The organism is Nocardioides zeae, from assembly GCF_010686755.1.
GTDB lineage: Bacteria > Actinomycetota > Actinomycetes > Propionibacteriales > Nocardioidaceae > Nocardioides > Nocardioides zeae.
The window spans coordinates 128007-153646 of record NZ_JAAGXA010000004.1 but is presented as its reverse complement, the minus strand read 5'-3'; the positions used below and the strand labels follow the sequence as shown (position 1 = coordinate 153646).

General features: G+C 71.1%; 23 protein-coding genes and 2 tRNA genes. 12 read left to right on the top strand and 13 right to left on the bottom strand.

The window, feature by feature from the left end:
- Window positions 1-10: 10 nt before the first annotated feature.
- Genes G3T38_RS07370 through rpmH form a run of 5 tightly spaced genes read right to left on the bottom strand, consistent with a single transcriptional unit; the run spans window position 11 to window position 2386 of the window.
- On the bottom strand, window positions 11-544 hold the full coding sequence (locus tag G3T38_RS07370; RefSeq protein WP_163771765.1) for a Jag family protein: 534 nt from the start codon (window positions 542-544) through the stop codon (window positions 11-13).
- 28 nt (window positions 545-572) lie between these two features.
- Complete coding sequence (gene yidC, locus G3T38_RS07365; RefSeq protein ID WP_163771493.1) at window positions 573-1625, bottom strand: membrane protein insertase YidC; 1053 nt, start codon at window positions 1623-1625, stop codon at window positions 573-575.
- Between the two features lie 18 nt (window positions 1626-1643).
- Window positions 1644-1877, bottom strand: a complete 234-nt coding sequence (yidD, locus tag G3T38_RS07360; protein WP_163771490.1) for a membrane protein insertion efficiency factor YidD — start codon at window positions 1875-1877, stop codon at window positions 1644-1646.
- Complete coding sequence (rnpA, locus tag G3T38_RS07355; protein WP_163771489.1) at window positions 1874-2224, bottom strand: ribonuclease P protein component; 351 nt, start codon at window positions 2222-2224, stop codon at window positions 1874-1876. Before rnpA ends, yidD begins: the two co-directional genes overlap by 4 nt.
- Before the next feature lie 24 nt (window positions 2225-2248).
- Window positions 2249-2386 carry a 50S ribosomal protein L34 gene (gene rpmH, locus G3T38_RS07350; protein ID WP_163771486.1) on the bottom strand — a complete coding sequence of 46 codons (138 nt, stop codon included), beginning with the start codon at window positions 2384-2386 and terminating at the stop codon, window positions 2249-2251.
- Window positions 2387-2884: 498 nt separating this feature from the next.
- Between rpmH and dnaA the strand changes: the two genes are divergently transcribed.
- The 3 genes from dnaA (at window position 2885) to gnd (ending at window position 6938) form a co-directional block, all read left to right on the top strand.
- Window positions 2885-4315 (top strand): chromosomal replication initiator protein DnaA, encoded by a 1431-nt coding sequence (dnaA, locus tag G3T38_RS07345; RefSeq protein WP_163771484.1) that lies wholly within the window; start codon window positions 2885-2887, stop codon window positions 4313-4315.
- Between the two features lie 430 nt (window positions 4316-4745).
- Window positions 4746-5882, top strand: a complete 1137-nt coding sequence (dnaN, locus tag G3T38_RS07340; RefSeq protein WP_163771482.1) for a DNA polymerase III subunit beta — start codon at window positions 4746-4748, stop codon at window positions 5880-5882.
- 93 nt (window positions 5883-5975) lie between these two features.
- A complete protein-coding gene (gene gnd / locus G3T38_RS07335; RefSeq protein ID WP_420846773.1) occupies window positions 5976-6938 on the top strand; it encodes a phosphogluconate dehydrogenase (NAD(+)-dependent, decarboxylating) in 963 nt (320 codons plus the stop codon).
- A gap of 59 nt (window positions 6939-6997) precedes the next feature.
- Here gnd and G3T38_RS07330 read toward each other — a convergent pair whose 3' ends face one another.
- Both G3T38_RS07330 and G3T38_RS07325 read right to left on the bottom strand, forming a co-directional pair.
- Window positions 6998-7408, bottom strand: a complete 411-nt coding sequence (locus tag G3T38_RS07330; protein ID WP_206675821.1) for a DUF2752 domain-containing protein — start codon at window positions 7406-7408, stop codon at window positions 6998-7000.
- 17 nt (window positions 7409-7425) lie between these two features.
- On the bottom strand, window positions 7426-7830 hold the full coding sequence (locus G3T38_RS07325; protein ID WP_163771478.1) for an NINE protein: 405 nt from the start codon (window positions 7828-7830) through the stop codon (window positions 7426-7428).
- Between the two features lie 154 nt (window positions 7831-7984).
- Between G3T38_RS07325 and recF the strand changes: the two genes are divergently transcribed.
- From recF to G3T38_RS07295, 6 genes are all read left to right on the top strand, one after another.
- A complete protein-coding gene (recF, locus tag G3T38_RS07320; protein ID WP_163771476.1) occupies window positions 7985-9142 on the top strand; it encodes a DNA replication/repair protein RecF in 1158 nt (385 codons plus the stop codon).
- Window positions 9132-9770: a DciA family protein gene (locus tag G3T38_RS07315; RefSeq protein WP_163771474.1), complete on the top strand. Its 639-nt coding sequence runs from the start codon at window positions 9132-9134 to the stop codon at window positions 9768-9770. The genes recF and G3T38_RS07315 overlap by 11 nt, the downstream gene beginning before the upstream one ends.
- 267 nt (window positions 9771-10037) lie before the next feature.
- Window positions 10038-12212 (top strand): DNA topoisomerase (ATP-hydrolyzing) subunit B, encoded by a 2175-nt coding sequence (gyrB, locus tag G3T38_RS07310; protein ID WP_420846772.1) that lies wholly within the window; start codon window positions 10038-10040, stop codon window positions 12210-12212.
- A 72-nt stretch (window positions 12213-12284) separates the two neighbouring features.
- Window positions 12285-15050 carry a DNA gyrase subunit A gene (gene gyrA / locus G3T38_RS07305; RefSeq protein ID WP_163771472.1) on the top strand — a complete coding sequence of 922 codons (2766 nt, stop codon included), beginning with the start codon at window positions 12285-12287 and terminating at the stop codon, window positions 15048-15050.
- Window positions 15050-15559, top strand: coding sequence for a DUF3566 domain-containing protein (locus G3T38_RS07300; RefSeq protein WP_163771470.1), 510 nt, complete (start codon window positions 15050-15052; stop codon window positions 15557-15559). Before gyrA ends, G3T38_RS07300 begins: the two co-directional genes overlap by 1 nt.
- Before the next feature lie 66 nt (window positions 15560-15625).
- Window positions 15626-15699, top strand: a tRNA-Ile gene (locus G3T38_RS07295).
- A 469-nt stretch (window positions 15700-16168) separates the two neighbouring features.
- Here G3T38_RS07295 and G3T38_RS07290 read toward each other — a convergent pair.
- The 5 genes from G3T38_RS07290 to G3T38_RS07270 all read right to left on the bottom strand — a co-directional run bounded on the left by G3T38_RS07290 (window position 16169) and on the right by G3T38_RS07270 (window position 23852).
- Complete coding sequence (locus G3T38_RS07290; RefSeq protein WP_163771468.1) at window positions 16169-17305, bottom strand: Wadjet anti-phage system protein JetD domain-containing protein; 1137 nt, start codon at window positions 17303-17305, stop codon at window positions 16169-16171.
- Window positions 17302-20646: an SbcC/MukB-like Walker B domain-containing protein gene (locus tag G3T38_RS07285; protein WP_163771466.1), complete on the bottom strand. Its 3345-nt coding sequence runs from the start codon at window positions 20644-20646 to the stop codon at window positions 17302-17304. The genes G3T38_RS07290 and G3T38_RS07285 overlap by 4 nt, the downstream gene beginning before the upstream one ends.
- Complete coding sequence (locus G3T38_RS07280; protein ID WP_163771465.1) at window positions 20643-21278, bottom strand: DUF4194 domain-containing protein; 636 nt, start codon at window positions 21276-21278, stop codon at window positions 20643-20645. Before G3T38_RS07280 ends, G3T38_RS07285 begins: the two co-directional genes overlap by 4 nt.
- Window positions 21275-22723: a DUF3375 domain-containing protein gene (locus G3T38_RS07275; RefSeq protein ID WP_163771463.1), complete on the bottom strand. Its 1449-nt coding sequence runs from the start codon at window positions 22721-22723 to the stop codon at window positions 21275-21277. Before G3T38_RS07275 ends, G3T38_RS07280 begins: the two co-directional genes overlap by 4 nt.
- 127 nt (window positions 22724-22850) lie before the next feature.
- Window positions 22851-23852 carry a DUF6301 family protein gene (locus tag G3T38_RS07270; protein WP_163771461.1) on the bottom strand — a complete coding sequence of 334 codons (1002 nt, stop codon included), beginning with the start codon at window positions 23850-23852 and terminating at the stop codon, window positions 22851-22853.
- Window positions 23853-23898: 46 nt separating this feature from the next.
- Here G3T38_RS07270 and G3T38_RS07265 point away from each other — a divergent pair, with 46 nt between their 5' ends.
- Entirely contained in the window at window positions 23899-24210 is a 312-nt protein-coding gene (locus G3T38_RS07265; RefSeq protein ID WP_163771459.1) for a hypothetical protein, read from the top strand.
- Between the two features lie 26 nt (window positions 24211-24236).
- Here G3T38_RS07265 and G3T38_RS07260 read toward each other — a convergent pair whose 3' ends face one another.
- Window positions 24237-25163 carry an esterase/lipase family protein gene (locus G3T38_RS07260; protein WP_163771457.1) on the bottom strand — a complete coding sequence of 309 codons (927 nt, stop codon included), beginning with the start codon at window positions 25161-25163 and terminating at the stop codon, window positions 24237-24239.
- A gap of 156 nt (window positions 25164-25319) precedes the next feature.
- On the opposite strand from G3T38_RS07260, the gene G3T38_RS21485 reads away from it, so the two are divergent.
- On the top strand, window positions 25320-25442 hold the full coding sequence (locus tag G3T38_RS21485; protein WP_241728597.1) for a DLW-39 family protein: 123 nt from the start codon (window positions 25320-25322) through the stop codon (window positions 25440-25442).
- Window positions 25443-25491: 49 nt separating this feature from the next.
- A tRNA-Ala gene (locus tag G3T38_RS07255) sits at window positions 25492-25567 on the top strand.
- The last annotated feature ends 73 nt before the right edge of the window (window positions 25568-25640 follow it).

The following is a 25640-nucleotide window of genomic DNA, read 5'->3' as shown; positions in this document are numbered from 1 at the left end:
CATCAGGACCTCACGCGGGGAGCACGACCACGTGACGACGCGACTCGGCGCCCTCGGACTCGGAGGTCAGCCCGGCGGCCGCCACGGCGTCGTGGACCACCTTGCGCTCGAAGGGCGACATCGGCTTGAGCGAGACTCGCTCACCCGTCGCCTTCACCTCCTCGATGGCGTCCGCCGCCACCTTCTCCAGCTCGGCACGACGGTCGGCGCGGTAGCCCGCGACGTCGAGCATCAGCCGGGAGCGCTCGCCGGTCTCGCGGTAGACCGCGAGCCGCGTCAGCTCCTGAAGCGCCTCGAGCACCTCGCCGCGGCTGCCGACGAGCTGGTCGAGGTCGCCGCCCACGATCGACACCGCCGCACGGTCACCCTCGACGTCCATGTCGATGTCGCCATCCAGGTCGGCGATGTCGAGGAGCTCCTCGAGGTAGTCAGCCGCGATGTCGCCCTCTCGCTCGAGCCGAGTGACCCGGTCCGCTCCGGTCTCCGCGGGCGCACCACCCTCGGTCGTCGACACCTCGTCGGTCGTCTCCGCCACGTCAGACATCTCGTCCACCGATCTCTTCCGAGCGCTCTCAGCGCTTCTTCTTGGACTTGGTGGGGACGCTCTTCGCGCCGCCCGTCGGCCGGGGGCCGCCACCCTGCTGCTTCGACCGCTGCGCCTTCGTCTGACGCTGGGGCTGCACCCGCGGGCGGGGCGCCTCGGCCTCGTCGTCGACCACCGCAGTGCCGCCCGCGGACTTCTCGAGGGAGACGTCGCCGGTCGAGACACCCTTGCGCTTCGCCTTCTCCGCGTCGCGCTCGGCCTTGGCCTTCGCCGCCGGCGTGCCCGGAGCGGGGTTCCGGCGGATCACGTAGAACTGCTGGCTCATGGTCCAGAGGTTCGACGTCGTCCAGTACATGAGGACGCCGATCGGGAACGCCACGCCACCGACCGCGAAGACGACGGGGAGCACGTAGAGGAGCATCTTCTGCTGCTGGGCGTAGGGGCCGGTGAGGGCCTCCGGCGGCATGTTCTTCGCCATGAGCTGACGCTGCGTGAGGAAGGTCGTCGCGGTCATCGCCACCACGAGGACGGCCGCCAGGATCATCACCGCGGTGCCGTCGCCGCTGAGGAACGTGCCCGAGATCGGGATGCCCTCGTTCGTGCCGGCGTCACCGAAGAGGCGCGACTGACCGAACTGGTCGGCCAGGTCCTCGGTGAGGAAGCCGTGCGCCGTGCCCTTCTTGGCCGCCTGGTCGATCATCCGGAACAGCGCGAAGAAGATCGGCATCTGCAGCAGGATCGGCAGGCAGGAGGCGAACGGGTTGGTCCCCGCCTCCTTGTAGAGCTTCATCGTCTCCTGCGCGAGACGCTCCCGGTCGTGCTTGTACTTCTTCTGCAGCTCCCGCACCTGGGGCTGCAGAAGCGCCATGTTGCGGCTCGACTTGATCTGCTTGACGAACAGCGGGATCAGGGCCGCACGGATGACGAGGGTGAGACCCACGATGGACAGCAGCCACGAGAGGCCGCCGTTCGGGTCGAGGAAGAGCGAGAACACCTTGTGCCACGCCAGCATGACCGCGGACACCACGTAGTAGAGCGGCGTCATGATCAGACCGCCGATGGTGCCGAAGAATTCGAACACGGGGAATGCTCCTCGTTATCAGTGACGTGACGCCGGCCGGCGCTCGGGAACCGGGTCGTAACCCCCGGCAGCCCATGGATGACAGCGTGACAGGCGCCGGACCGCGAGCCACGACCCCCGGACGCTGCCGTGCTGGGTCACCGCCTCGAGTGCGTACGCCGAGCACGACGGGTGGTAGCGGCACACCTGGCCGTACAGCGGGCTGATGAGCAGCCGGTACAGCTTGAGGAAACCGATCAGCACGTACTTCATGCGCGTTCCCGCGGGCGGACGACGCGCTGCAGTCCCCGCTCCAGGTCCACCATCAGGTCCGCGGAGGTCGCGTCCGCGGACGCCGGGAGCGCCCGCACGACGAGGAGGCCGCTGCTGGGGGTGACCCCGCGCCGTACGAGGGCGTCGACGTCGTGCCGCAGCCGGCGCTTCACGCGGTTGCGCACCACGGAGTTGCCGACTGCCTTGCTCACGACGAAGCCGACGCGGAGGGAATCCTCCGCGTCGGCCCAGTGACACACCAACGTGCGGGAGCCCGCACGGCGCCCAGAACGCACCGCCGTGGCGAACTCGTGCCCACGACGCATGCGCTGGTCGCGCGCGAGCACGATCGCCGTCTCCGCGGGGGAGACTCAGACGGTCAGGCTCTTGCGGCCCTTGCGGCGGCGCGCGGTGATGATCGCGCGGCCGGCGCGGGTGCGCATCCGCAGGCGGAAGCCGTGCACCTTGTGACGACGGCGGTTGTTCGGCTGGAACGTGCGCTTGCTCACGAGACTCTCCGGGGGTCAGCTGGATTCGACGATGTCCATCACCGGGACGGGGGTCTCAGCCATCGGCTGGCACCGCCCGCCCACGGCCGGGTCACGTCGACCCCTCCGTGGACATGCGGCACCGGTCGAGACAGCCCCGGCGACCTAGGAACGGTACGCGCAGGGGAGGAACAGGGTCAAACCCTCGATGCCTGTGGACAAACTACACCGTTGTTCTTCTCTCCACAGGTCTGTCCACCGCTGTGGAAAGCCGTAGGGTGACGGAGGTCGCCGCAGCACCCCGCCCGCATCGCGGAGCACGGCCCGGCGGCACCGTCCGCTGACCAGCGGCGACGGCCGGAACGACGGCTGCGGACCTCCGCGGCGCGCCGCGCGTCCGTCCTCCCCACGGTTCTGCACAGCCTGTGGAGAAGACTGTGGAAATTGCTCCCTCATGCGGCAGGATCGACCCCGACCCCGAGCCCGACCGGCGCTCGGCAGCGATCGGGAGGAGCCCTGATGGAGAACGGAGCGGCCGAGCTCGCGAAGGCGTGGCGATCGGTCCTCGCGGACCTCCAGGTGCACCAGCGAGCGTGGTTGCGCGCCAGCCAGCCCGTCACCCTCCACGAGACCACCGCGATCATCGCGGTCCCCAACGAGTTCACCCGGGCCCAGCTCGAGGGCCGGCTGCGCTCGCAGCTCGAGGGCGGGCTGAGCGACGCGTTCGGCCACGACGTGCGCATCGCCGTCACGATCGATCCGAGCCTGCCGGTCGACCTGGCTCCCGAGGACGAGGACGCGTCGGCCGCCACCACCCCCGGTGCCGAGGCCTTCGCCGGACCGTCGACGACCGAGCCCGAGCCCCCCGCGGTCGACGCGCCGCGCGCCGCTGCCGGCGCGGCCGGCACGGAGACGCGGCTCAACCCCAAGTACACGTTCGAGACGTTCGTCATCGGCTCGTCCAACCGGTTCCCGCACGCAGCGGCCGTCGCCGTCGCCGAGGCGCCCGGCAAGGCCTACAACCCGCTGATGGTCTACGGGGACTCCGGGCTCGGCAAGACCCACCTCCTGCACGCGATCGGTCACTACGTGCGCAGCCTGTACGCCGGGGCGAAGGTCCGCTACGTGTCCTCGGAGGAGTTCACCAACGAGTTCATCAACGCGGTCCGCGACGACCGGCTCGACCGGTTCAAGCGGAAGTACCGCGACGTCGACGTGCTCCTCATCGACGACATCCAGTTCCTGGAGGGGAAGACCCAGACCCAGGAGGAGTTCTTCCACACCTTCAACACGCTCCACAACGCCAACAAGCAGATCGTGCTGACCTCCGATCGCGCGCCCAAGCGGCTCGAGGCGCTGGAGGACCGGCTCCGCAGCCGGTTCGAGTGGGGCCTCATCACCGACGTGCAGGCGCCCGACCTCGAGACCCGCATCGCGATCCTCCGCAAGAAGGCGGCGATGGACCGGCTCACGGCCCCGCCGGACGTCCTCGAGTTCATCGCCTCGAAGATCCAGACCAACATCCGCGAGCTCGAGGGCGCCCTCATCCGGGTGACGGCGTTCGCCAACCTCAACCGCCAGGGCGTCGACCTCTCCCTCGCGGAGATCGTGCTCAAGGACCTCATCCCCGAGGGCGGCGAGCCCGAGATCACCCCGGCGGCGATCATCGCGCAGACCGCGGCGTACTTCGGTGTGCCGATCGACGAGCTCACCGGCCCGAGCCGCGGCCGTCACCTCGTGCAGGGCCGGCAGATCGCGATGTACCTGTGCCGCGAGCTCACCGACCTCTCGCTCCCCAAGATCGGCCAGCAGTTCGGCAACCGCGACCACACGACGGTCATGTACGCCAACAACAAGATCAACCAGCTGCTCGCCGAGCGTCGCTCCGTCTACAACCAGGTCAGCGAGCTCACCAACCGCATCAAGATGCACGCGCGTCAGGGCGGCTGAGCAGTCGTCCCCACGGGGTGCTGTGGCGGCCGAATCACATCGATGTCAGATGTGGAGCGGCCTGTCCACGAACCCCCCTTGTCATTCACACCCCCTGTGGACACCTGGGGATCGGGCGTCGACGACGCGATCGCCTCCACAGCGGGCGTGTGGTTCACCCCGACCGCCGTCCACTGCTCCTCCACACCCCCGCACGCGGGCGGACCTGGGCGAACGACGTCTGTCCACAGAGTCCACACCCCCTATTACTTCTCCTGGTAACCCCACGAGGACCGATGACCGCGAACGTCCTCCACGGCCCCGACCTGGGGATGAATGACACGATCCGCCCCACCCGGTGCGGTCCGTTGCCCGCGCATGGCAGGATGCGATTCCCACCCGTGTGCCGCCCGTGGCGGCTGATCGGACACCGCATCCAGGAGGACCTCCAGTGAAGTTCCGCGTCGAACGCGACGTCCTCGCCGACGCCGTCGCCTGGGCTGCGCGCAGCCTGCCGGTGCGGCCGAGCGTCCCCGTCCTCTCCGGTCTCCTCATCAGGGCGGCCGAGGACGGCCTCGTGCTGTCGACGTTCGACTACGAGACCTCCGCACGGGCCACCTTGTCGGCCGACGTGATCGACGAGGGCACCGTGCTCGTCAGCGGTCGTCTGCTGGCCGACATCACCCGCAGCCTGCCGAGCAAGCCCGTCGAGATGACCCTCGACGGCGCCCGGGTCTCGCTGGTCTGCGGCTCGGCCCGGTTCACGCTCCAGACGCTCCCCGTCGAGGAGTACCCCGCGCTCCCGGAGATGCCCACCGCGACCGGCACCGTCCGCAGCGACGTCTTCGCCCACGCCGTCGCCCAGGCGGTCACGGCCGCCGGCCGCGACGACATGCTGCCGGTGCTCACCGGCGTGCGGCTCGAGATCGAGGGCTCCACGATCTCGCTGCTCGCCACCGACCGCTTCCGCCTCTCGCAGCGCGAGCTCGAGTGGGATCCCCGCAGCCCGGACGAGTCGTTCGCGGCGCTCGTGCCCGCCAAGGTGCTCGCCGAGACGGCCAAGTCGCTGACCGCCGGCACCGAGGTCACGATCGCCCTCGCCGCCAGCGGCTCGGGCGAGGGCATCATCGGTTTCGAGGGCGCGGCCAACGGCGGCGTGCGGCGCACCACCACCCGCCTCCTCGACGGCGAGTTCCCCAAGGTCCGCAGCCTCTTCCCGACCGAGCACCAGACCGTGGCGACGCTGAGCAAGGCGGCGCTCGTCGAGTCGGTCAAGCGCGTCTCGCTCGTCGCGGAGCGCAACACCGCGGTGCAGCTCGCGTTCGCCGACGGGGTGCTGACCCTCGACGCCGGGTCCGGCGACGAGGCGCAGGCCTCCGAGTCCGTCGAGGCTGACGTCACCGGCGGCGACATCGTGACGGGCTTCAACCCCCAGTTCCTGCTCGACGGCCTCGGCGCGATCGACCAGCCGACGGTGCAGCTGGCGTTCACGCAGGCGACGAAGCCCGTGGTCATGAGCGGGGTCGTCGACGACGGCACCGACCCCGGCTTCCGCTACCTGCTGATGCCGCGTCGCCTGCTCTCCTGAACCGGCGCCCGCTCTCGCCGTACGGCGCTGGAGCGGGTGCGTAACGTCGACATCGCGAGCCGGTCGGAACGACCGGCCTCATCGGACCAGCGTGTGAGATCGAGGGAGTGCGTCATGGAGATCGGCCTGATCGGACTCGGCAAGATGGGCGGCAACATGCGCGAGCGCATCCGCCGCGCGGGCCACACGGTGGTGGGGTACGACCGCAACCCGGACCTCGCCGACGTCGACAGCCTGGAGGCGCTCGTCGAGGCGCTGCCGTCGCCGCGCGTCGTGTGGGTGATGGTGCCGGCCGGTGGGCCGACCCACGACACCATCACCGCGCTCGGCGAGCTGCTGGGCGAGGGCGACCTCGTCGTCGACGGCGGCAACTCCCGCTGGACCGACGACCAGGCCCACGCCGAGCAGCTCGGCGCGAAGGGCATCGGGTTCGTCGACTGCGGCGTCTCGGGCGGTGTGTGGGGCCTCGAGAACGGCTACGCGCTGATGTACGGCGGCTCGGCCGACGACGTCGCCAAGGTGCAGCCGGTCTTCGACGCGCTCAAGCCGGAGGGCGAGTTCGGCTCCGTCCACGCGGGCAAGGTGGGCGCCGGCCACTTCTCGAAGATGGTCCACAACGGCATCGAGTACGCGATCATGCAGTCGTACGCCGAGGGCTGGGAGCTGCTCGAGAAGGTCGACATGGTCGACAACGTGACCGAGGTCTTCCGCTCGTGGCGCGAGGGCACCGTCATCCGGTCCTGGCTGCTCGACCTGCTCGTCGCGGCGCTCGACGAGGACGAGAACCTCAGCAGCATCCGCGGCTACGCCGACGACTCCGGCGAGGGCCGCTGGACCGTCGAGGCCGGCATCGAGAACGCCGTGGCCACGCCGGCGATCACCGCGGCGCTCTACGCGCGCTTCGTCTCCCGCCAGGACGACTCCCCCGCGATGAAGGCGATCGCGGCCATGCGCAACCAGTTCGGCGGCCACGCCGTGCACACCGCGGCCCCCGCCGGCGGCGACGCGCCCGAGTCGGGCGAGTCGTCGGGCGAGGCGCACCCGGCGCAGCGCTGACCCGGCCGGCTGGCGCTCGCGGCGTCTCTCGGGCGTTCCCCAGGGCGTTCAGAGAGCGTTCAGAGCGCGAGCGCCAGCCGCACGGCGGAGAAGACCAGCCAGGCGCCGATCACGATCTTCGTGACGGGGTGCCCGACGATCCGGTCGATCGACGGGGGCGGGTCGCGGCGTACGCGGCGGGTCACCGCCACGACGGCGAGCACGAGCACGGCGACGAGCAGCGGCAGGCCGAACGGGTGCGACGCGAACGAGTCGCCCCACTGGCCGTGCACCCCGTAGACCCAGGATCGGGTCAGGCCGCAGCCCGGGCAGGGCAGGCCGGTGAGCAGGCGGAACGGGCAGATGATCGGCCCGTCCTCGATGCCCGCCGGGTCCATGGCGACGGCCACCCCCAACGCGACGACCCCGCCGGCCGCGATCCACTCGGTGGACGCGACCCGCGGGGTCGTGGTGGTCGGTGCGGTGCTCACGCACCCATCATGACGGGTCAGGAGAGCGGGCGACCCTGCGCGTCGTTGAGCTTGCGCATCGCGACGAGGACGATGTCGATGATCTGCCAGATGCCGCAGCCACCGCAGGTGATGAGCTTGATGATGCCGAGGCCCGTCTGGCCGAGGTAGAAGCGGTCGACGCCCAGCGAGCCCAGGAAGATGCCCAGGAGCAGCGTGATCATCCATTCCTTGTCGGAGAACAGCCCAGGGATCTGCTTGGCCGGGAAGATGTTGGGGTTGTCCGTCGACCGCACCGGGGTGTCCGACTTCAGCTGGCCGGCCGTCGCCATCTGGCGGAGCTGGTTGACGTCGAGGGGGCCCTGCTCCTGGCCCATGATGGAGATGAAGTAGAGGCCGCCGCCGGAGGGGGCGCCGTACGCGGGGGGCTGCTGGTAGCTCATGGCGAGCAGCCTAGGCCCCGGAGGGCTCGCTCAAACCCGTTCGGGCGCACGCGTCGCGGGCGGCTGCGACACACGGGGTCGCGGGCCGACCGCCTAGGCTCGACCTCCACCGACCACCATCGTCCACCCCCGTCCAAGCGAGGCCGTCCCGCTCGTGCACGTCTCCCACCTGTCGCTCCACGACTTCCGGTCCTACGCGACCCTCGAGCTGCCGCTCGAGCCCGGTGTCACCGCGTTCGTGGGCCGCAACGGCCAGGGCAAGACGAACCTCGTCGAGGCGATCGACTACCTGTCGCGGCTCTCGTCGCACCGGGTCGCCTCCGACGCCCCGCTGGTGCGGCACGGCGCGGAGCGCGCGGTCGTGCGCGCCGCGGTCGTGCGGGACGGGCGCACGGCGACGCTCGAGGTGGAGATCAACCCGGGCAAGGCCAACCGTGCGCGGGTCAACCGGTCGGCGCTCCCCCGGGCTCGCGAGCTCGTCGGGCTGGTGCGCACCGTCGTGTTCGCCCCCGACGACCTGGCGCTCGTCAAGGGCGACCCGACCGACCGGCGGCGGATGCTCGACGACCTCCTCGTGCTGCGCGCCCCGCGTCTCGCGGGCGTGAAGGCCGACTACGAGCGGATCCTGCGCCAGCGCAACACCCTGCTGAAGACCGCGGGGTCCGCGCGGCGGAGCGCCGCCGAGGGCGCGCTCGCGACCCTCGACGCCTGGGACGCCCACCTCGTCAGCGTCGGGGCCGAGCTCCTCGCCGCGCGGCTCGCGCTCGTGCACGACCTGCGGCCCTACCTCGCGAAGGCCTACGCCGCGGTCGCGCGCGGCGTGGGCCGGGACGCGGCGGACGCCGAGTACCGCAGCTCCGTCGAGCTGCCCACCCCCGCCGCGGGCGCGACGCCGGTGGCCGCCGAGCTCGCCGAGCCGTTCCGCGTCGGCCTCGAGGCCCGCCGCAAGGACGAGCTCGACCGCGGCCACACCCTCGTCGGCCCGCACCGTGACGACCTCGACTGCTCGCTCGCCTCCGCGGAGACCCGGCTCCCGGTCAAGGGCTACGCCTCGCACGGGGAGTCCTGGTCGTTCTCGCTGGCGCTGCGGCTCGCGTCGTACGACCTCCTCCGCGACGACGGCGACGACCCCATCCTCGTGCTCGACGACGTCTTCGCCGAGCTCGACGCCGGCCGCCGCGACCAGCTGGCCGGCCTCGTCGCGGGCGCCGAGCAGGTGCTCGTCACCGCGGCGGTCGCCGACGACGTGCCGGCGGCGCTCGCCGGCGCCCGGTTCCTCGTGAAGGACGGCGAGGTGCACCGTGACGCCTGATTCCTCCGAGGGTGCCGCGTCCCCCGAGCAGCCGTACGACGCGGAGCAGCCCGCCGCGGAGCAGCCCGCCTCGGACGAGCCCGACGAGCCGCACGACGCGTCGGGCCTCGACCTGGCCCGTGCCGCGGCGCGGGCGGCGGCGGCCGCGGGCGGTCCGGTCGCGACGCCGCGCAGGGCCAAGCGGAAGCCCGGCGACCCCGGCGGCTTCGCCGACGCCGCGCGGCGGGGCGGCCGCCGCGGGGAGACGACGCTGTCCGGGCCCGGTCCGGACCGGCGGGACCCGCGGACGGTGGAGGCCGACGTACGCCGCCTGGTCGCCCAGCGCGGCTGGGACGCGGACCTGCGGGTGCACGCCGTGTTCGCCCGGTGGGCGGAGATCGTCGGGGACGAGATCGGCGAGCACTGCCGCCCGGAGTCGTACGTCGACGGGCGCCTCGTCGTGCGCACCGACGCCACGGCGTGGGCGACCCAGCTGCGGCTGCTCGCGCCGTCCCTCGTGAAGCGGCTCAACGACGAGCTGGGGCACGGGAGCGTGGCGGCGATCGAGGTCATGGGTCCGCAGGCGCCGTCCTGGACGAAGGGCCGCCGCAGCGTCCGCGGGCGGGGTCCTCGCGACACCTACGGCTGACGATCCGGATTCGCCAGGAGACGTTCTGAGCCCCTCGTGGACGTAGGGGGACCCAGCCACCACCCTGCTCGCCCGTCTCGGAGGCCCTCCCCGGACTCCTATCGGCATTTCTCAGGCGAGATTCATCCCCAACCTGACCGCCCGGTGCGTGTCTGAGCCGCTCAGCGGCGCTAGAATCGATCCTGGAGTGGCCGCCGCGACCGGCGGCCACGCGCGCGTCCGTGGGAAGTGACCGGAGGCGCCCGGGTCGAGAGAAGAGGAGTCGCCTTGAGCGACGAGCAGGTCGAGCAGCCGCAGGAGCCCCAGGAGCCGCAGTCGCAGGACGAGGCACTGGAGGAAGCCGCGGAGCAGCAGCCACCGGCCGAGAAGGTCTCCTCCTCCCTGGTGGAGGACGGCAACTACGACGCGTCGGCCATCCAGGTGCTCGAGGGCCTCGAGGCCGTCCGCAAGCGCCCGGGCATGTACATCGGGTCCACCGGTGAGCGGGGCCTGCACCACCTCATCTGGGAGATCGTGGACAACGCGGTCGATGAGGCGCTGGCGGGCCACTGCGACACCATCAAGGTGACGGTCAACGCCGACGGCTCGGTCAGCGTCTCCGACAACGGTCGTGGCATCCCGACCGACACCGCCCCCGGCCAGGAGCTCCCGGCCGCCACGCTCGCCCTCACGGTGCTCCACGCGGGCGGCAAGTTCGGCGGTGGCGGCTACAAGGTCTCCGGTGGTCTCCACGGTGTCGGCTCCTCGGTCGTCAACGCGCTGTCGTCGTCGCTCCGGCTCGAGATCAAGAACCGCGGGCACGTCTGGGAGCAGGAGTTCTCCTCCGGCGTTCCCGACTACGCGCTGCGCCAGGTGCGGCCCCTGGAGGACGGCGAGGCCACGGGCACGACCGTCACGTGGACGGCGTCGCCGGACGTCTTCGAGACGACGACCTACAAGCTCGAGACGATCACGACCCGCTTCCGCGAGACCGCGTTCCTCAACAAGGGCCTCCGCATCGAGCTGCGCGACGCGCGGCCGCAGGCCGAAGGTCTCGCCGAGGCCGTCGAGGGGGGAACGGGCGTCGAGGACGATGCGGCGGAGGCGTCCTCCTCCGACATCCACGTCGCCGAGGTCGACGGGGTCAGGACGCTGGAGCAGGTCTTCCAGTACGACCGCGGTCTGGCCGACTACGTCGACTTCCTCAACAAGAAGAAGACCGCGGTCAGCCCGATCATCGCCGCCGAGGCGGAGACCGGTGACAGCGCGCCCAACCCGATGAGCCTCGAGCTGGCGATGCAGTGGCAGACGACGTCCTACAACGAGTCGGTCCACACCTTCGCGAACACCATCAACACCCCCGAGGGCGGCACGCACGAGGAGGGTTTCCGGGCGGCGCTGACGACGTTGATGAACCGGTGGGGCGAGGAGTGGGGCCTCATCAAGAAGAAGGAGGAGCGCCTCACGGGTGACGACATCCGCGAGGGGCTCACCGCGATCATCAGCCTCAAGATCTCGAACCCGCAGTTCGAGGGCCAGACGAAGGCGAAGCTGGGCAACACCGAGGCGAAGGGCTTCGTGCAGTCGGTGGTCAACGATCAGCTCGGCGCGTGGCTCGAGCAGAACCCGTCGGACGGCAAGAACATCATCCGCAAGGCCATGGCCGCGGCCTCCGCGCGCCTCGCGGCTCGCAACGCCCGTGACATGGCGCGCAAGCGCAAGGGCCTGCTGGGTGGCGGCGGCCTGCCGGGCAAGCTGCGCGACTGCAGCTCGCGCAGCCCCGAGGAGTGCGAGGTCTTCATCGTCGAGGGTGACTCGGCCGGCGGCTCCGCCGTCATGGGCCGGGAGAACCGCATCCAGGCGATCCTCCCGATCCGCGGAAAGATCCTCAACGTCGAGAAGGCGCGCATCGACAAGGTCCTGGCCAACCAGGAGGTGCAGGCGATCATCTCGGCGCTCGGCACGGGCGTGCACGACGAGTTCGACGTCGCCAAGCTGCGCTACCACAAGATCGTGCTGATGGCCGACGCCGACGTCGACGGCCACCACATCAACACGCTGCTGCTGACGCTGCTGTTCCGCTTCATGCGGCCGCTCATCGAGGGCGGTTACGTCTACCTCGCGCAGCCGCCGCTGTACCGGATCAAGTGGAACAAGCCCCACGAGCACGAGTACGTCTACTCCGACGCCGAGCGCGACGCCGTGCTCCGCGACGGCCAGGCGAACGGCAAGAAGCTGCCCAAGGAATCGGCCATCCAGCGCTACAAGGGTCTGGGCGAGATGAACGCCGACGAGCTGTGGGAGACCACGCTCGACCCGGACAACCGGGTGCTGCTGCAGGTGACGCTGGAGGACGCGGCCCAGGCGGACGAGATCTTCTCGATCCTCATGGGTGAGGACGTGGACCAGCGCCGCTCCTTCATCCAGCGCAACGCCAAGGACGTCCGCTTCCTCGACATCTAGGCACGGTGCGGCCCCACGGGGCCGCGCCGCGTGAGTCCTGGACATCGCTAGCAACACGGAGAGAGAGCAATCGTGACCGAGATCCCCACGGACCTGACCGGTGGCCCGGAGGGCCCCGACGGGTCCGACCCGCGGGTGCGGCCCATCGACCTGCAGGAGTCGATGAAGCGGTCCTACATCGACTACGCGATGGCGGTCATCGTCGGGCGCGCGCTGCCCGACGTGCGCGACGGCCTGAAGCCGGTGCACCGACGCGTGCTCTACGCGATGTACGACGGGGGCTACCGTCCCGACCGCAGCTTCAACAAGTGCGCCCGCGTCGTCGGTGACGTCATGGGTAACTACCACCCCCACGGCGACTCGGCAATCTACGACACCCTCGTGCGCCTGGCGCAGCCCTGGGTGATGCGCAACCCGCTGGTCAACGGCCAGGGCAACTTCGGCTCGCCGGGCAACGACCCTGCGGCCGCGATGCGGTACACGGAGTGCCGGATGGCGCCGCTCGCCATGGAGATGGTGCGCGGCATCGACGAGGACACCGTCGACATGGTGCCGAACTACGACGGCAAGACGATGGAGCCCTCCATCCTGCCGGCGCGGTTCCCCAACCTGCTCGTCAACGGATCGGCCGGCATCGCGGTCGGCATGGCGACCAACATCCCGCCCCACAACCTCCGGGAGATCGCGGAGGGTGCCAAGTGGGCGCTCGACCACCCCGACGCGACGCGGGAGGAGCTGCTCGAAGCGCTCCTCGAGCGGATCAAGGGCCCCGACTTCCCCAACGGTGCGCTCATCGTCGGCAAGGAGGGCATCGAGCAGGCCTACCGCACCGGCCGCGGGTCCATCACCCAGCGCGCGATCATCGAGGTCGACGAGGACAAGTCGGGCCGCACCGTGCTGGTCATCACGGACCTGCCCTACATGGTGAACCCCGACAACCTCCTCATGAAGATCGCCGAGCTGGCCGACGCCGGCAAGGTCCAGGGCATCGCGGACGTGCGCAACGAGACGTCCTCCCGCGTGGGCCAGCGCATCGTCGTCGTCCTCAAGCGCGACGCCGTGGCGCGGGTGGTGCTCAACAACCTGCTCAAGCACACGGAGCTGCAGACCAACTTCAGCGCCAACATGCTGGCGCTCGTCGACGGGGTGCCCCGCACGCTGAGCCTCGACGCCTTCATCTCGAACTGGGTGGCGCACCAGATCGAGGTCATCCAGCGCCGTACGCGGTATCGCCTGCGGAAGGCCGAGGAGGAGGCCCACGTGCAGCGGGGCCTCGTCAAGGCGCTGGACGCGCTCGACGAGGTCATCGCCCTCATCCGGCGCTCGCCCGACGTGGCCGAGGCGAAGCAGGGCCTCATCGAGCTGCTGGACGTCGACGACGTCCAGGCCGACCACATCCTCGCGATGCAGCTGCGCCAGCTCGCCGCGCTGCAGCGCCAGAAGATCATCGACAAGCTCGCCGAGCTCGAGCAGCTGATCGCCGAGCTCGAGGCGATCCTCGCGAGCGAGCTGCGGCAGCGCGAGATCGTGGCCGAGGAGCTCGCGGTCATCGTCGACAAGTACGGCGACGACCGCCGCACGCAGATCATCGCGGCCGCCGGCGACATGTCGATGGAGGACCTGATCCCCGACGAGGACCAGGTCGTCACGATCACGCGCGGCGGGTACGCCAAGCGCACGCGGGCGGACCAGTACCGGCTGCAGAAGCGCGGCGGCAAGGGCGTGCGGGGCGCGTCCCTGCGCGGCGACGACGTCGTCGAGCACTTCATCGCGACGACGAGCCACCACTGGCTGCTGTTCTTCACGACGGCCGGTCGGGTCTACCGCACGAAGGTCTACAACCTGCCCGAGGCGGGCCGTGACGCGAAGGGCGGCCACGTGGCCGGTCTCCTCAGCTTCCAGCCCGACGAGGAGATCGCCCAGGTGCTGGCGATCCGCGACTACGACCAGGCGCCGTACCTCGTGCTGGCCACGCGGAACGGTCTCGTGAAGAAGACGCGGCTGGGCGACTACAACTCGCCGCGGCAGGCGGGCGTCATCGCGATCAACTTCCGCGAGGACGACGACGAGCTCATCGGCGCCGAGCTGGTGGACGACCGCGACGAGATCCTGCTCGTGTCCCGCAAGGGCCAGGCGATCCGCTTCCCGGCCGACGACAGCCAGCTGCGGCCGATGGGTCGCGCGACGTCGGGCGTGACGGGCATGAAGTTCCGCGAGGGCGACCAGACGCTGTCGATGTCGGTCATCCGCTCCTCGCAGGTCGAGGCCGAGGAGGCCGCGGCGGCTGCCGCGGAGGCCGCCGGCGAGTCGACCGCGCCGGGCGCGCTGCCGGGGGTGAAGGAGCAGTACGTCTTCACCATCACCGACGGCGGCTTCGCGAAGCGCACGCGCATCAGCGAGTACCGCACCCAGTCGCGCGGCGGCCTCGGCATCAAGGCGATGGCCCTCGCCAACGAGGACCGCGGCGGCCTCGTCGGCGCGTTCATCGTGGAGGAGGGCGACGAGGTCCTGTCGATCACCCAGACCGGCCAGGTCGTGCGCAGTCCCATCAACGACGACTTCCGTGTGACGGGTCGTTCGACGATGGGCGTGAAGTTCGTGACGCCGAAGTCGGGCGACGCCGTGGCCGTGGTCGCGCGGTCGGTCGAGGCCCGCGCCGAGGAGGTCCTCGACGAGAACGGCATGGAGGCCCCGGAGGGCGGCGAGCCCGTCACCGACGACCCGGTGGAGAGCGCCGTCACGGCGGAGCCGGTGGCCGACGGCGCGGCGGATGCAACAATCGCTACCAGCGAGGGCACCGACGAGCCCGACGTGGACGCAACTGAAGGCGAGGCGTGATGACCGACGACTCCCGCACCGGGACGGCCGTGCGGCCGAACCCGGTCGGCCCGGGTGCTGGCTCTGCCGGCTCCGGCCAAGGCGCTGGACCGGCTGGCTCGACCGGCGGCCAGGCCGCTGCGGCGGCGCGCCAGAAGCGGCGCGTGCGCCGGGCACGGCTGCGGCTGACCCACATCGACCCGTGGTCGGTGATGAAGACGGCGTTCCTGCTGTCGATCGCGTTCGCGATCGTCACGGTCGTCTCCGTCTTCATCGTCTGGACCGTCCTCGACGCCGCCGGCGTGTGGGACTCCATCAACTCGACGATCGCCGACGTGGTGGGCTCCGACGCCGACAGCTTCGACATCGAGGGCTACGTGGGCATGTCCCGGGTCATGGGCCTGACGCTGCTCATCGCGGCCGTCGACGTCGTGCTCATCACCGCGATGGCGACGCTCGGCGCCTTCCTCTACAACCTCGCGGCGGCGCTGCTCGGCGGCATCGACGTGACCCTCGCCGAGGAGCGCTGAGCAGCGAGTTCACCCGGTTTTGGCGGTGCCGTGGGGCTCTAGTAGTGTTCCCCCGGCACCAGCCACGGGCCTATAGCTCAGACGGTTAGAGCGCTTCCCTGATAAGGAAGAGGTCACAGGTTCAAGTCCTGTTAGGCCCACCCACCACGAACGCCCCGCGGATCTCCGCGGGGCGTTCTGGGTTTTCTCGTGCTTCTCCGGGTCGTGGTGTGAGGCCGCTGGTTTCCGCAGGGCTGACACCACGACCCGGGGTACGGCGCGGGGGTGCCCGTGGCGCGGGGCCGGTGTCGCGCGGCGCGGCGCGGCGCGGGGGGGCGCGGGGGTGCCGAAATGTGCACCTGGAGCAGGTGAGATCGCCAGCGGGGTGTCCCAGGCGCACAGTTCCCGGGGCGGTGGCGGGCCCTGGCTCTCCCTGGCCCGGGTCGTGGTGCCAGGCCTTCACTTTCCGCAGGGCTCACACCACGCCGGGGGTACGGCGCGGGTGGTCCGTGGCGCCGGGCTGGCGGCTGCACGCGCCGGGCGGGGCGGGGCGGAACTGTGCAATTGGATCAGCCCGAATCACGCGCAGGGTGTCCCAGGCGCGCAGTTCTCAGTCCACCATGGGCGCGATCAGTGATCAGCGTCCTTCAGCCCCGCCAGGGCGGTGGACCAGGGGATGCGCTCTTGCTCGAGTCGAACGTCCCCCTCGGCGCGTAGGCGGGTCAGGGCGCGACGCTCCAGTGCTGTCAGGGTGGGCAGCTCGGCGCGGGTGGGCGTCGGTTCCGCCACCCAGAGGTCGCGGTGCGCGAGCAGGGTGTCCTCGTCCATGAGTGCCGTCACAGCATGCGGCACGTGGGTGCGGAGACGGTGCAGGATGGCGAAGCCGTGGGAATCGAGGTCGCCCCAGTAGACGACGCGGCTCTCGGTGACCCAGGGCAGACCGGCGACCGCGTCGACGGCGTACCCGGATCCGTGCACCGCGACTGCTCCGGGCCAGTCGGGCAGGGCGAGCACGGTTTCAAGGTTCTCGATCACGAACACGAGGCGAGGGCGCATCGAAGCTGCGGTCAGCTGCACCGCCGGTACGGCCAGGTCACGGAGGCCGCCGATCGCCAGTGCGGGATCGAGGATGCGTAGGCGCATCAATCGGTCGGCCTCCACCAGACCGAGGTCGCGAGACCCCGTGGCGGCGGCATGCAGGTCGGTCACGACCGCACGGTGCGCGGCGAACCACTTGGTATCGACGCCACGGACGGGGATCTGCCGCGGTCGGAGCCCGCGCACGGAGGTCGACGCCAACCAGCTCGACACCGCGACGACCTGCGCGAACCGCATGTCGTCCCACCCGACGAGGCCCGCACGGTGGCGGCGGATCACCGCGTCGAGCTCGGGAGATGCCCCCAGGGCATCCCGAAGGCGTGCCACCCGTGCAACGAGGAGCCTCCACTCCTGCCGGGGCACGCCGCCGCCGAAGGCCGCGACGGCGCCCGCGTCGTCGAGTCGGAGGCGGACCGGGACGTCCTGGCGTCCGATGCGTCGCCACGAGCGGGTCTCCCAGTCGACCCTCGCCCCGGCGGGGAGGACGAGCGACCTCCAGCTGCGCACCCACGCCTCGGTGAGCCCTTGATCAGCGAGAGCAGCTCGCTCCGACGGCGGCTTGAGCGGCACGGACAGCGCCGGGGCCTCGGGCTCCTGGGTCGCCCAGTCACCCAGCCGGGCGGCGAGGCGGTCCCGGGCGGAGCGCCGGGCGGTATCGATGTCGATCACGTCTCCTCCTCGCGGCGCTCGCTCCAGGGGATGTCGGCGAAGGTCGAGAGCCGTCGGGTGGGGTTCTCGATCGAGGTGGCGCCCCCGACATACGGCTCGATGGTCTGCAGGAGCTTCTGCGGTGTCGCGAGCACCATCTGAAAGCCGAACTCGACGAAGACGTCGAGCGCCATGCGCGTGTAGCGCGTGTCCGCCTTGTCAAACGCCTCGTCGAGCACGATCGTGCCGTAGCGGGGCACGGCGTCATCGGTGTCGGCCAGCTGGTAGCGCAGCGCTGCCGCCAGGCAGAAGATCACGAGCTTCTGCTGCTGGCCACCGGACATCGCGGCGCCCGAGTCGTACGTCGCCTGGACGCGCCCCAGATCGTCGATCTCCTCGGCGAGGAAGGTCACGTGCAGGCGGGTGTCGAGGCACTGGAGGCGCCAGGTGCGGTCGACGTGGTCGCTCGAGGCGAGCCTGCGCATGAGGTCGGCGAGGACTGCGAACCGCCGCTCCGCGGAAGCAACGTCGTCGTCGGTCCAGCTCCCGTCCACGACGGAGCGCAGATCGGCGAGGAAGCGGTGGACCGTTTCCGTACGTCTTGTCTTGATCCGGAGCTTCAGGAACCTGCCCTCGTCGAACGGCGAGCGACGGAGGGAGGCGTTGACGGGGCGGATCCGTTCTTCGATCTCGCGTGGCGCGTCGTGGATGTCGCTGACGAGCTCGCCGATGAGGTCGCGGGAGCGGTCGCGGAGCAGACGCAGGAAGTTCGCCTCGTGGTCGGGGAGCCCCTGGGCAACGATCGAGTCCAAGAGGTCGAGGTAGGCGCCACGGTCGCCCACGGTCGCCACGAGCTCGGCGGTCGCTGCCGCAGCGGGCCAGTGGTCGTTGAAGTGGGTGGCCGCCCCGACCACGTCGTTTCCCGCAGTGGCGACCGCGCTGAGCGCCGCGGTGTTCTCCTGGCCCAGCTGCTGCGTCACGTCGTGGGAGATGTCGCCGATCCGCTCGCGCGTGATCCGGCGCCCACCGTGGCGACGGAACCGCTCGTCGAGGGCAGCGGTCGTCCCGGCGTCGATCTCGGCGACGGCACCGGAGGCGACGTCGCCCTCGATCTCGGCCACGACGGCGGTCACCGTCGCGCGCGCACCGTTCGCGCTGCGCAGCTGGAAGCGCAGCTCGTCCCGTTGCACTGTTGCTGCATCCAGCTGCTGCTGTGCCTGGTGCTGAGCAGTCAGCGCAGCATGGAGGTCGCCACGGTTCGCGGAGACCTCGAGGAGCTGCTGCTCGAGCGACGCCACCGCGGCCGCGGCTCCGCGTCGGTCGATGTCGCCCCAGCTCTGACGCCGCAAGGTGCGGAGGACGGCCTGACGGCTGACCGCCGCCGTGCGGTCCCGGTCGGATCGGTTGGCGGCGTCCTCGAGCTCGCCCCGCCGGATCGTGGCCTCTCGATGCTGCACGCTGAGAGCCTCCAGCTTCCCGTCCCGGTCGCCGAGCACCCACCGCCCGCGGTCGTCGATGCGCCGGCGGTCGTCCTTCTCGTAGCGCGTGCGAGACGTCTTGAGCTGGCCGTTGACGGTCACGGCCCGCACGTGGTCGCCCAAGGCGTCGGGCGAGGCGACGCAGGCATAGTCGTACCGCTCCGAGAGCTGGCCTGCGATCCACGCAGAGAAGGGGCCGGGCGCGACGGTCACCCGGTGGACGAGCGAGAGGTCGGACCGGGCGGGACGCACGGGCGGGGCGGAGGCACCCGCCTCCTCGAACACGACTCGTGCGCGCAGCGAGCGGGCGTCGATCCAGCGCCGTACGGCGGCCAGGTGCTCCGGACGCACCAGCAGCGTGAGCGCGAAGGGCCGCAGCACGCGTTCGATCGCCCCGGTCCAGTCGGCGTGGTCGGCGCGGACCTCGAGCTGCTCGGCTGCGAAGGGGAGGGCTGCGACCGGTACGCCGAGGTCGAGCGCCAGCGCGCCGCGGATCGTCAGGAGGTCGTCGGGCACCGTGCTGCCGGTGGTGCGGATCGAGGTGATCTCCCGGTCGAGGCGCTGCACCTCGGCGCGGGCCTCCGCCAGCGCTCGCATCTGCTCGTGGCCCATCCCGGGGGGTGGTTCCTGGGCGAGGATCTCGTCGATGGCGCGGACGAGCTCCGCGAAGCCGTCCGCATCCTCCGGGGCACCGTCGACACCGACGGAGCGCAGCGACGTGTCGAACTCCCGCCAGCGGTCACGAACAGCGTCGACCGTCTCGCGGGCGACGCGGATCCGCTCCTGCAGGCGGTCCACCTCCGCACCGCCGAGGGACTGCACGCGCCTCTCCGCGTCCGCGCAGGTCGTCCGGGCGGCCGCGTGCGCCGTGTCCGCCTGCTCGACCTCGATCGTCAGCATGCGGAGACGTTCCTCGAGCGCGGCGAGCTCAGTGCGTGCGAGACCGAGCGTGCGTCGTAGGCGGTAGGGACGCACGGCGTCGATGAGCGTGCGGGTGCGGTCGGCAGCGTCCTGCGCCGCGTCGTACCGCTCCGCGTGCTCCTTCAGCGCCAGCAGGTCGTCGCGCTGTCGACGCAGCTGGACCACGCGTTCGTGGGCGTCGCGCAGCTCGCCGAACTGCTCGACCGCAGTGTCGGCGAGGGCGAACGTGCCGGGGGTCGGCAGCATGTAGTCGCGGAACAGCTGGTCGAGGCTGTCGAGGCTCTTGGCGGCCTGCGTCTTGTGCAGCAGCTGGAGCGCGGTCTCCTCCGCGATGCCGAAGACCGACCGCATCCGCGCGTAGAACTTGCTGTGGCTGTGGTTGCTCGTGACGACGGCCGTCGGCCACCGTTGCGCGATCTTGCGAGTCTCGATGCCGGCGGTGACGAAGCCCTGGAGCTCTTCGAGGTCCACGGCGGAGCGCTCCAGGAGGCAGAGGTCGTTGACCTCGGCCGAGGTCGAGGCGGTGGCGCGGAGGAAGAACATCCTCGCGAGGGAGACGGTGCTGCCGCGACCGTCCTCGAACTGGAGCACGATGCCGCTCCAGGTGGCACGGTCGCGGAGGTAGGCGCTCACCACCTTGTCCTCGGTGGCGTCGACGGTGCGGGACCACGCGCCGCGGACATAGCTGTAGACGCTCCGCTGGTCGTCGCGGCGCCGGCCACCTTGGGCCGCCTGGTTGAGGCGCAACCACTTGTCGGGCGTCAGCACGGCGGCGATCGCGTCGAGGAGGGAGGACTTGCCCGACCCCGACGGACCCGTGACGAGGTGGCCCTTGCGGGCGATGGGGATGCGGTAGATCGCGTCGTGGAACGTGCCCCAGTTGGCCACCTGCACCTCCGCGAGCCGCCACTGCGGCTCGGCCAGGCTCTCTCCGGCGGGCGGCTCGAACAGAGCCTCGCTCACGACTCCTCCTCGTCGGCCGGGTCTGTCACGGCTGGCTCGGCACCAGCGATTCGCCGGTACTCCGCGGTGAGTGCGACGACGTGGTCGTGATCGAGCAGGAACTTGACCACCGGCGAGATCTCCGCGCGGCCCTCGCCGGCGGCGTGGATGACCCGCAGCTTGTTCATCATGCGACCCCAGGCTCCGTTGAGGTTGCGCAGGTAGGTCGACGCGTCGCCCGTGCGGTAGACGTCCAGCCGCTCGTAGACCTCGTCCTGCCCGACGATCACGCGTGCCTCGCCCGGGGCGGCCAGCACCTGCTGCCGGAGCACGAGCAGCATCGCGGTGTCGAGGAACGTGAGCGTCTCGGTGCGGAGCGGACTCGGGACGTCCAGCTCGGTGGTGCGCACCTTGCGGGTGAACGCGAACTCGTCGACGGGGTCGAGGACGAGCTCGAGGAACACGTCGTGGAGACGCGAGCGGATCGCCGCCTCGTCGGCGATCAGTGCGACCCAGAGCTGCGGTCGCTGCCGACCGGACAGGTAGGGACCCTTGAGGAGCTCGAGCAGAGCACGACGAGACTGCTCGTGAAGGCGCCCTCGATCGCCGGTCCACAAGCCACCGGGCTCCGACTCCGCCGTTCGCTCGGTCATGCGATCCTCCTGGTGAACACGTGGGTGATGACCTCGGCGGCACGGGGGACGCCGTCAGCGCCGGTCCACGCCAGCAGCTCGGTCACGTCGCTCCTCACCTGCCCGTGCGCCATCGCGAGCGAGAGAAGTCCCACGACGCTCGCCAGCCCCTGGGTGGCGGGCGCGACGGCGAGGACCCCGGCGACGGTGACCTCGCCCTGGCTGTCGACGACCGCGTTGACGTTGTCGATGAGCTCCACGAAGTCGATCTCGCTCTCCCGTGCGATCGCAGCGAGGGCTGCCAGGTCGACCTCGGCGGGCTCGGCGGCAGCGAGCGTCGCGCCGGTGTCGAACTCCGTGGGGTCGTGGACCGCGATCTCGCCGACGCTCGCCATGCGGAGGGTCGAGAGCTCCAGCTCGCGGTCGAGCGCGGCGTACGGCTTGAGGTGCCTGCTCGCGGGAACCGCAGCGGCAAGCGCCTCCTGCACGGCGTCGCGCAGCGCCCGGTCGCGTTGGAACTCCTGCGAGAAGACGTAACGGCGCAGACCGCGGGCGAACTCCGTCAGCACGCCATGCACCTCGCGGCTGCCGCGCTTCAGGTCGCGCACGAGCGAGCGCAGCGCACGGCGCGACGCCGGCTCGAGCATGTCGACCACGGCGCGGTCGAGCACCGCGGCGAGATCGGACTCGAGCTCGGAGGACCGCTCGGCGTCGCGGAGGAGCGCGGAGAACGCGCTGAAGGTCTGACCCTCGTCGGAGGACTCGATGAGGTCGACGCCGCGGAAGACGTCGTCGAGGACCGAACCCGGGTCGTCGGAGTCGAGGATGCTGGCGCGCAGCTGGTGGTTCAGCTCCTCGAAGCGAGCGCGGACACCGGCGAAGTCGCCGGGGAGGTCGCGCGCCTGCAGGAGCACCTCCTGCAGGCGCTCCCGCGTCTGACGTTCGTTGAGCACATCGACCTCGCCTGCGGCGACCCGGGCGATCTGCTCGTCGATCTGTTGCCGCTCGGCGCGGAGTGCGTCGAGCCGCCGGGACACGTCCGGATCGGTGTCGATCGCCAGCTGCCGCACCGCCTGGGCGAGGTTGACCAGGCGGGACTGCGTGATCGCGGAGCGGGGTGCCTCCAGCTGGGCGAGCATGCGCAGGGCCACGACGGCGTCAGGCGAGAGCTCGAGGGTCTCACCGCGCGCTTCCGCAGCCGGCCGACGCACGAGGAATCCGGCCGAGCGCCAGTCGTCGCAGTAGCCGCGGGCGTTCTGCGGCAGGTCGACGTGGTCGCGCAGCACCTCGAGGTCGGCGTCGACGAGCTCGTAGAGATCATCGGCCGCCATGCGGGCACCCGGCGCGCCGAGGTGCTCCGCGAGAACTGCAGCGATCACCGGGGCGTGGTCGGCCCGGAGGAGCCGGAGCGCGGCACTCTGCTCGACGAGGCGCCGGTAGGCGAGCGCCGTGGCGAGAGCTGACATGCCCGGCATCCTGCCAGTGGGGTGTGACGGTCCGGGGCTGGTCGAGTCTCTCCCCTCCCCGATCGTGGTGTGAGGCCGCCGGTTTCCGCAGGGCTCGCACCACGACCCGGGGGGTACGGCGCGGGGGTCAGTAGCCGGCGTAGTAGTTGTCGTCGTCCTGCTGCTGCCACGCGACGCCCTGCGGGCTCATGACCTCGGCGGTGACGCTCTTCGCGGACAGGCTGAGCCCGATGCGGGCCCCGTTCGCCAGGGTCCAGTGCCGGGTGCGGCTCACGGGGTCGTCCCGGCGGGCCTCGGCGTCCGTCGCGGGGCCCCAGCGCGTCGTACCGGCTGCGGCGGTCGCCGCGAACCTGTCCCCGAGGAAGGCGGCGGACTCGCGGGAGACGGCGCGGATGGCGTCGGTGGTCCACAGCCGCAGGCGGCTGAGCTGGCCCCGGCGCCTCTCGAGGGACACGTCGGGGAGGGTGAGGCCGTCGGCCCGGTTGACGACGTACCGCTTGCCGTCCTCCACCTCGATCTCCCAGCCGAGCTGGGTGGCGACGTCGTACGCCGCGTCCTCCGCGAGCGGCCACGCCTGCGTCGCCCAGTGGTCGAGCACGCGGACGACGTCGGCGGGGTCCATGGCCTTCCAGGACGCGCGCTCCGCCTGGGTCGGGGCCGAGGGCACAGCGCGGTCGGGCTCGAGGTCGGGGAACCGCAGGGGGTCCTCGCCGGGATCGAGGTCGTCCCACCGCTTCTGCGGCCAGGTGACGCCCCGTGGGGCGGACTGCGGCTCGCGCCAGGCGCGGTAGGTGAGGTCGGCGGGGGACTTGGTGCCGTAGGCGACGCGGAGCGCGGCGACGCAACGCGCGGCGAGGGCGCGGAGGTCGGCTGTGGTCGCGGGGACGAGCAGCGGGGAGCGCCAGTTGGGCTCGCGGCGGTGGGGCGTCTGCCAGCCGTGGTCGGCGAGGAGTCCGGTCCGGGCTCCCGGGTGCCCGCCGGAGGCCTCCGCGGCGATGTCGTCGGGACCGCCGGCGAACTGGACGTAGGCCAGGTCGTCGCCGCGCGCCGAGACGATGAGGAAGACGCGGTCCCCGACGGTCCGGAGGGCGGCGAGGAGGTCGTCGGTGAAGGCGTCCCATTCGGTCATGCAGCCATCGTGCCGGAATCGCGTGACGCGACCTAGGCTACGGCGGGTGAGCGTGGTGCCGTCGCGGGAGTTCAACCTGCCGGAGCTGCCCGCGCCGTACTTCCTGCAGGTCTACGCGCACTCGCCCCCGGGGACGCCGGCGCAGGTGTTCCGCTACCGGATCGAGCTGCGGGAGCGGCGGCGCGTGCTCGGGGTGCCGTGGTGGCCGCGGCTGGTGACACGGGACGAGGTGCCGACGGTCGAGGTGCGGGACCCCAAGCGCCGGCGCTTCACGGTGGCCCGGTTCCTGCGGCGGCTGGTGGACGAGGGGTACGTCGCGGTGGAGGACCTGCCGGCGAAGGCGCTCAGGGAGCGCTGAGCGCCTTCGCCGACTGCGGTCTCAGCTCAGAGCGCCGGGCCGTAGCCGCGGCACTCGGGCTGGAAGCCCTCGGGGCCGCCGTTGAGGGCGTTGACGGTGAGCTGCAGGGTCGGCTCGTCGAGGAACAGCCCGACGTGGCCGACGCGGTTGTCGCCGCACAGGTCTTGGAGCACGACGTTCTCGGCGCCCGGGATGGACTGGGTGGCGTAGGGGGTGACGACCGCGTCGTACCGCGTCTGGATCGTCAGGTAGTCCGGGCCCGCGGGCACGGTCGGGTCGGCGAGGAACTGGTTCATGAAGCGGCTGCCGCGCGCCTGGTCGGTGACGCCGGGCGCCTGCAGGAGGCCGGCGAAGCCCTCCGCGAAGCCGAGGAGGCGGAGCGACTGGCCGAGGGTGGCGATGCCGTTGAGGGTGGTGCCGTTCTGGCTGCCGCCCCACGCGACGTAGTCGTCGATCTTCGAGGCGCCACCGGACTTGATGTAGGCGTAGGCGATCAGGCCGCCCTGGCTGTGCCCGACGACGTCGACCTTCGCGGAGCCCGTGCGGGTGCGCACCTGGTCGACGAAGGCGCCGAAGGAGGCGACCGACTTCTCGACCGCGCCGAGGCCGCCAACGCGGCCAAAGGAGGAGAGGGTCATGCCGTAGTTCTGCGCGTAGACGCAGTACCCCTCGTTGAGCAGCCGCGGCGCGAGCTTCACGAAGTTGGAGCCGAAGTTGACGAAGGTCGCGTGCTGGAGGATGACGGGCTCCGGGTGCTCCGGGCTCGGCGTGCAGCTCCAGTTGTTCACGCCGGGCAGGTAGGCCGGGCTCGCGAAGAAGTTGGCTACGGCGGTGGCGAGGTTGCCCTCGCGGTACGTCGGGGCCGCGGCCTGCGCGGTCGTTCCGGAGCCGGCCGCGACGGTCGCGAGGCCGAGCGTGAGCGCGCATGCTGCGGCGCGGAGGAGCTTCTTCATGTCGTTCTACCCCCGAGGGTCGGTCTGGACGGTGCTCTCTGCCAGTGGCATGTGACCTGGCCCACGCATCGTAGGCCCGAACGGGTGGTGCGTCACCGGTCAGTCGGGTGGGGTAGCCTCGGACGTCGTTCGACCTGCTCAGGAGGCCCGGAGTCCATGAAGAAGATCATCGTCACGCTGCTCGCCGTCGGCGGGGTGCTCCTGGCCAAGAAGAAGATGGACGAGAGCAAGGCCGAGCAGACGCTCTGGGCTGAGGCGACGGACCCGGTGTCCAAGTAGTTTGTGTTCGCGCCGCGGATGCGGCGCACCGCGTCGGTACGACGCGTGAGGGGCCTTGGCGCAATTGGTAGCGCACCTGCTTTGCAAGCAGGGGGTTAGGGGTTCGAGTCCCCTAGGCTCCACCAAGTTCGCGCTCCCTTCGATTCGTCGCCGACCTAACGTCGGCCAGGGGGCCGAGCCGATCTGACCCTGACGTGG

Coding starts and splice junctions, on each gene's coding strand:
- G3T38_RS07370 (WP_163771765.1), bottom strand. CDS start 544: ATGTCTGACGTGGCGGAGACGACCGACGAGGTGTCGACGACCGAGGGT.
- yidD (WP_163771490.1), bottom strand. CDS start 1,877: ATGAAGTACGTGCTGATCGGTTTCCTCAAGCTGTACCGGCTGCTCATC.
- dnaA (WP_163771484.1), top strand. CDS start 2,885: ATGGAGAACGGAGCGGCCGAGCTCGCGAAGGCGTGGCGATCGGTCCTC.
- G3T38_RS07325 (WP_163771478.1), bottom strand. CDS start 7,830: ATGAGCTACCAGCAGCCCCCCGCGTACGGCGCCCCCTCCGGCGGCGGC.
- G3T38_RS07300 (WP_163771470.1), top strand. CDS start 15,050: ATGACCGACGACTCCCGCACCGGGACGGCCGTGCGGCCGAACCCGGTC.
- G3T38_RS07280 (WP_163771465.1), bottom strand. CDS start 21,278: ATGACCGAGCGAACGGCGGAGTCGGAGCCCGGTGGCTTGTGGACCGGC.
- G3T38_RS07275 (WP_163771463.1), bottom strand. CDS start 22,723: ATGTCAGCTCTCGCCACGGCGCTCGCCTACCGGCGCCTCGTCGAGCAG.
- G3T38_RS07270 (WP_163771461.1), bottom strand. CDS start 23,852: ATGACCGAATGGGACGCCTTCACCGACGACCTCCTCGCCGCCCTCCGG.
- G3T38_RS07260 (WP_163771457.1), bottom strand. CDS start 25,163: ATGAAGAAGCTCCTCCGCGCCGCAGCATGCGCGCTCACGCTCGGCCTC.
- G3T38_RS21485 (WP_241728597.1), top strand. CDS start 25,320: ATGAAGAAGATCATCGTCACGCTGCTCGCCGTCGGCGGGGTGCTCCTG.